Annotated in this window: 5 protein-coding genes and 1 pseudogene; all 6 read left to right on the forward strand. The window is 67.4% G+C overall.

Annotated elements, in window-relative coordinates:
• A pseudogene (locus tag I53_RS29295) lies at positions 1–274 on the forward strand (oligoendopeptidase F); the annotation flags it as partial.
• Positions 275–379: 105 nt separating this feature from the next.
• Positions 380–1,741, forward strand: coding sequence for an AarF/ABC1/UbiB kinase family protein (locus I53_RS29300; RefSeq protein WP_043357732.1), 1,362 nt, complete (start codon positions 380–382; stop codon positions 1,739–1,741).
• A 122-nt stretch (positions 1,742–1,863) separates the two neighbouring features.
• Positions 1,864–2,157, forward strand: a complete 294-nt coding sequence (locus I53_RS29305) for an aa3-type cytochrome c oxidase subunit IV (RefSeq protein WP_043357734.1) — start codon at positions 1,864–1,866, stop codon at positions 2,155–2,157.
• A gap of 207 nt (positions 2,158–2,364) precedes the next feature.
• Positions 2,365–3,582: a Re/Si-specific NAD(P)(+) transhydrogenase subunit alpha gene (locus I53_RS29310; protein ID WP_043357735.1), complete on the forward strand. Its 1,218-nt coding sequence runs from the start codon at positions 2,365–2,367 to the stop codon at positions 3,580–3,582.
• Positions 3,583–3,606: 24 nt separating this feature from the next.
• Complete coding sequence (locus I53_RS29315; protein ID WP_043357738.1) at positions 3,607–4,062, forward strand: proton-translocating transhydrogenase family protein; 456 nt, start codon at positions 3,607–3,609, stop codon at positions 4,060–4,062.
• Positions 4,063–4,066: 4 nt separating this feature from the next.
• A complete protein-coding gene (locus tag I53_RS29320; protein ID WP_043357739.1) occupies positions 4,067–5,464 on the forward strand; it encodes an NAD(P)(+) transhydrogenase (Re/Si-specific) subunit beta in 1,398 nt (465 codons plus the stop codon).
• The last annotated feature ends 177 nt before the right edge of the window (positions 5,465–5,641 follow it).

The raw sequence follows: 5,641 nt of genomic DNA on the forward strand, positions 1-5,641 counted from the left end.
GTATATCCCCCACTTCATCCATTCGCCGTTCTATGTCTACGCCTACGCGTTCGGCGATTGCCTGGTGAACTCGCTCTACGGCGTCTACGCCCAGGCGGAGGAGGGCTTCGTGGAGCGCTACTTCGCGCTGCTCGCGGCAGGCGGCTCCAAGCCCTACGGCACGTTGCTTGCGCCGTTCGGGCTCGACGCGAAGGATCCGGGCTTCTGGCAGATCGGGCTCGGCATGATCGAAGGGATGATCGCCGAACTGGAAGGCATGGAAGGCCAGCCCTGACAGCGACGCCCCGGGGTGCCCCCCCGCGGCGCAGGGCCCCACGCCCCTGGTTCACGCGGGGGCGCGGCTTATCTCCGGACCATCACACGACAAGCAGATCGAGAGATGGCCGAGACCGACCGCGAAGCCAACCGCTTCTCCGCCCGTGCCGGGCGCTACGCCAGCGTGGGCGCCAATGTCGGCGGCGTGGCCGCTCGCATGGCCATGGCACGGCTGTTCGGGAAGGAGGGCACGACCAACGCGGCCGCGCTCGCGCAGGCGCTGGGCGGCCTGAAAGGTCCGATCATGAAGGTGGCGCAGTTGCTGGCCACCGTCCCCGACCTCCTGCCCCCCGAATACGCCACCGAGTTGCAGAAGCTCCAGGCCGACGCGCCGCCGATGGGCGCGGCCTTCGTCCGGCGCCGGATGCAATCGGAACTCGGAGCCGGGTGGCAGAGCCGCTTCGGGAGCTTCGACCTCAAACCCGCAGCCGCCGCCTCGTTGGGCCAAGTGCACCGCGCAACCGCCCAGGATGGTGAACGGCTCGCCTGCAAGCTTCAGTATCCGGACATGCAATCGGCCGTGGAGGCCGACCTGAAGCAGCTGGAAGTCGCCTTCGCGCTGCATCGCCGGATGAACTCGTGGCTCGACACCCGCGAGATCGCCAAGGAGATCGGCGCCCGGGTCCGCGAGGAACTCGACTACGAACGTGAAGCCAAGCACGCGGCACTCTACGGGGCCGTGCTGAAGGACATCGCGGCGGTGCGCGTGCCCCGGGTCTTTCCGGACCTCTCCACCAAGCGCCTCCTGACGCTCGGCTGGCTCGACGGAGACAAGATCCTGGGCTTCGCCGACGAGCCGGTGGAGGTGCGCAACCGGATCGCCCAGGCGATGTTCAAGGCGTGGTGGCACCCGTTCAGCCGCGCGGCCGTGATCCACGGCGATCCGCATCTCGGCAATTACACCGTCTTTTCAGAAGGCGGCGAGGCCGCGGGCATCAACCTGCTCGATTACGGCTGCGTCCGCATCTTCCATCCGCGATTCGTGGGCGGTGTCGTGGATCTGTATCGCGGCCTCTTGGAGAACGACGAGGCCCGCATCGTCCACGCCTACGAGGTGTGGGGCTTCAAGGACCTCGACAAGGAGAAGATCGAGATCCTGAACATCTGGGCCCGGTTCATCTACGGCCCCCTGCTGGAGGATCGGACCCGCACGGTCGCGGACGGGGTGAAGCCCGGAGAATATGGCCGGCGGCAGGCCTTCCAGGTCCACCAGGCGCTGAAGGAGCGCGGACCCGTGACCGTTCCGCAGGAATTCGTCTTCATGGACCGCGCCGCCGTCGGCCTCGGCGCGGTGTTTCTCCACCTCAGGTCGGAACTCAACTACCACCGGTTGTTCGAGGCCGAGATCGAGCATTTCTCGCTGGACGAATTGTCGGATCGCCAGGGCCGGGCCCTCGCCGAGGCGGGATTGCCGGAACCGGTCTGATCGGGATCGAAGATCCACCGAGAGAGCGATCAACTTGCGTGCGTCCGATTGCGGCAGATAAACGCTTGAGCTACATCCGACCCTGACCGCAAGAAGTCGCGTCTTAGGGAAACGAGCGCACGATGGCCGAGAGTGACACGGTGGCCGGGCACACCTACAGCCCGGCGATGGACGCGAGGACTCACGAACAGACCTATCGCGGGTTCGTCCGGTTCGTTGAAATTGCCACTGGCGTCGTGATTTGCTGGGTCTTGGCCCTTGCGATCGGCGGAATCCGCGAGGCATGGCTGCTGGCCATCGTCGGCGTGATCGTGGCCGGAGCGGCAGGAGCCGTCGGTGCCCTGGCGCCGGCCGTCGGCTGGCGTGCGCCGCTGGTCGTGGGCATCCTCCTCGTCCTCTATCTGTTCTTCGCCTGAAGCGAGGCCCGAGCGGCCGGTTCGCTGGCTGCCTCGGATGAGGAGCTCGCTCGCATTCGCCGAGCGGGCCGCTGACGCATTGTTGGCAATTAAATTGAGCACAAGTTACATTCCGGCCGCTTCCAACGCGGTATCGTAGATCCGCCTCTCGAAAAGCGTCGCCGGTTCGCGCATTCGAAGGCCGAGCTTTTCCAGGGGAACCCTCGCATGCGCATTGCTGTGCTGTCCGAGACGGACTCCGCGGAGCCGCGCGTTGCCGCGGTTCCTGAGACCGTCAAGAAGTTCATTTCGCTCGGTGCCGACGTCGTGGTGCAGTCCGGTGCGGGCAAAAGAGCCGGCATCCTCGACAGCGAGTACGAGGCGGCCGGCGCCAGCATCGCTGGCAGCGCGGCCGACGCCGCCGGTGACGCCGATCTCGTGCTCAAGGTCCGCCGACCGAGCGCCGAAGAGCTGCCGCAGCTGAAGCGCGGCGCCACCGTGATCGCGATCATGGACCCCTACGGAAACGAGGCGGCCCTGAAGGCGATGGCCGAGGCCGGCGTCGACGGTTTCGCCATGGAGCTGATGCCCCGAATCACCCGGGCCCAGGTGATGGACGTGCTGTCCTCGCAGGCGAACCTCGCCGGCTACCGCGCGGTCGTCGACGGTGCCGCCGAGTACGGGCGGGCGATGCCCATGATGATGACCGCCGCCGGCACGGTACCGGCCGCCCGCGTCTTCGTGATGGGCGTCGGCGTGGCCGGTCTCCAGGCCATCGCGACCGCCCGCCGCCTCGGCGCGGTGGTCACGGCCACCGACGTCCGGCCCGCCACCAAGGAACAGGTCGAATCACTCGGCGCCAAGTTCGTGGCCGTCGAGGACGACGAGTTCAAGCAGGCCGAGACCGCGGGCGGCTACGCCAAGGAGATGTCGGCCGAATACCAGAAGAAGCAGGCGGAGCTGGTCAAGGGCCACATCGCCAAGCAGGACATCGTCATCACCACGGCGCTGATCCCCGGACGCCCGGCTCCCAAGCTGGTGTCCGAGGAGATGGTAGCCTCGATGAAGCCGGGTTCGGTCCTGGTGGATCTCGCGGTGGAGCGTGGCGGCAACGTCGCCGGCGCCAAGGCCGGTGAGGTCGTCACCAACGACCGCGGTGTGAAGATCGTCGGCCACGTCAACGTTCCGGGGCGCCTCGCCGCGACAGCCTCGAGCCTCTATGCGCGCAATCTCTACGCCTTCGTCGAGACCCTGATCGACAAGGACTCGAAAGCGCTCGCCATCAACTGGGACGACGAGCTGGTGAAGGCCACGAACCTCACCCGCGGCGGTTCAGTCGTCCACGCATCCTTCCAGCCCAAGACCGAGGGAGCGACCTCGGAAGCCGCGTCCGTGGGGCTCGCCAAGCCGGAGACCGGCACGGCCGCTCCGGCCGGCGCACAGTGAAGCCCGGCCGAGAGGAGTAGCAGAATGGCAACCGTCATCGTCCCTCCCGATCAGGCGGCCGATCAGGCCCGCGTGCTGGCCGACGCCGCGCGCGCGGCGGCCGCGGTGGCCCGCAACGCCGCCGACCAGGCACAGGCCATCGCCGACGGCATGGGCCACGGGCTCAGTGCCGCGACCGCGGGCGCCGTGGATCCCACGGTATTCCGGCTCGCGATCTTCGTGCTGGCGATCTTCGTCGGCTACTACGTGGTCTGTCGGGTGACGCCGGCGCTCCACACGCCGCTCATGTCGGTCACCAACGCGATCTCGTCGGTGATCATCGTCGGCGCGATCCTGGCGGTCGGCGTTCCCCTGATCGAGAAGGGCACCGGACTGGCCCGGTTCTTCGGCTTCATCGGCATCGTGCTCGCCAGCGTGAACATCTTCGGGGGCTTCCTCGTCACGCAGCGCATGCTCGGCATGTACAAGAAGAAGGGCTGAGCCGGTGTCTGAGAACGTCTCCTCCCTTCTCTATATCGTCGCCGGCGTCCTGTTCATCATGGCGCTGCGGGGGCTCTCGCACCCCACCACCTCCCGGCAGGGCAACCTGTACGGCATGGTCGGCATGGGTCTCGCGATCCTCACCACGCTGGTCGGCCACCCGCCGGCCGGGTTCGGCGCCTGGATCCTCGTGCTCCTCGGCCTCGGCATCGGCGGCGGCGCCGGCGCGGTGATCGCCAAGCGCGTGCCGATGACCGCGATGCCGCAGCTTGTGGCCGCCTTCCACTCGCTGGTCGGTCTCGCCGCGGTCTTCGTGGCGGCCGGCGCGCTCTACGCGCCGCAGGCCTTCGGCATCATCGAGAACGGCCACTTCCACAAGCAGTCGCTGTTCGAGATGGGCCTGGGCGTCGCCATCGGTGCCATCACGTTCACCGGCTCGGTGATCGCCTTCGCCAAGCTCGACGGACGCATGTCCGGCAAGCCGATCATGCTGCCCCAGCGTCACCTCATCAACGCGCTGCTGGCCGCCGGCCTCGTCCTGCTCATCGCCCTGTTCATCGGCACCGAGTCCAAGGCGATCTTCTGGCTGATCGTCATCGCCGCGCTGGTCCTCGGCGGCCTGATCATCATCCCGATCGGCGGCGCCGACATGCCGGTGGTCGTGTCGATGCTGAACTCCTACTCGGGCTGGGCGGCAGCCGGCATCGGCTTCACCCTGGGCAACCTCGCGCTGATCATCACCGGCTCGCTGGTGGGCTCCTCGGGTGCGATCCTGTCCTACATCATGTGCCATGCGATGAACCGGTCGTTCATCTCGGTCATCCTGGGCGGCTTCGGCGGCGACACCGCGGCGGCCGGCACGGGCCAGGTCGAGACGCGCCCCGTGAAGCAGGGCTCCGCCGACGACGCCGCCTACATCATGAAGAACGCCGAGCGGGTCATCATCGTCCCGGGTTACGGCATGGCGGTCGCCCAGGCGCAGCACTCGCTCCGCGAGATGGCCGACATGCTCAAGAAGGAGGGCGTCGACGTGAAGTACGCCATCCACCCGGTGGCGGGGCGCATGCCGGGCCACATGAACGTGCTGCTCGCCGAGGCGAACGTGCCCTACGATGAGGTCTTCGAGCTGGAGGACATCAACGGCGAGTTCCCGCAGGCGGACGTCGCCTTCGTGATCGGCGCCAACGACGTCACCAATCCGGCGGCCAAGACCGATAAGGCTTCGCCGATCTACGGAATGCCGATCCTCGATGTGGAGAAGGCCAAGACCGTGCTGTTCATCAAGCGCGGCATGGGCTCCGGCTATGCGGGCGTCGAGAACGAGGTGTTCTTCCGGGACAACACCATGATGCTGTTCGGCGATGCCAAGAAGGTCGTCGACAGCATCCTGAAGTCGCTCTGAGGCCCGGGTCTCGGGCGGATTTCCGGGGCGGGCAGCGATGCCCGCCCTTTTTCGTTGCGGCGGCGCGCGTTCGCCGACGCTGTTGCGGCGGTGCGCAAGATTCCGCGGCCCACCCGGTGTAGGGTGGCATCCGTGTCATCCGCCCCGCTCTCCGTCGATCCGCCGCCCTTCCTGGGG

The sequence above is a fragment of the Methylobacterium sp. B1 genome (genome assembly GCF_000333255.1).
GTDB lineage: Bacteria > Pseudomonadota > Alphaproteobacteria > Rhizobiales > Beijerinckiaceae > Methylobacterium > Methylobacterium fujisawaense.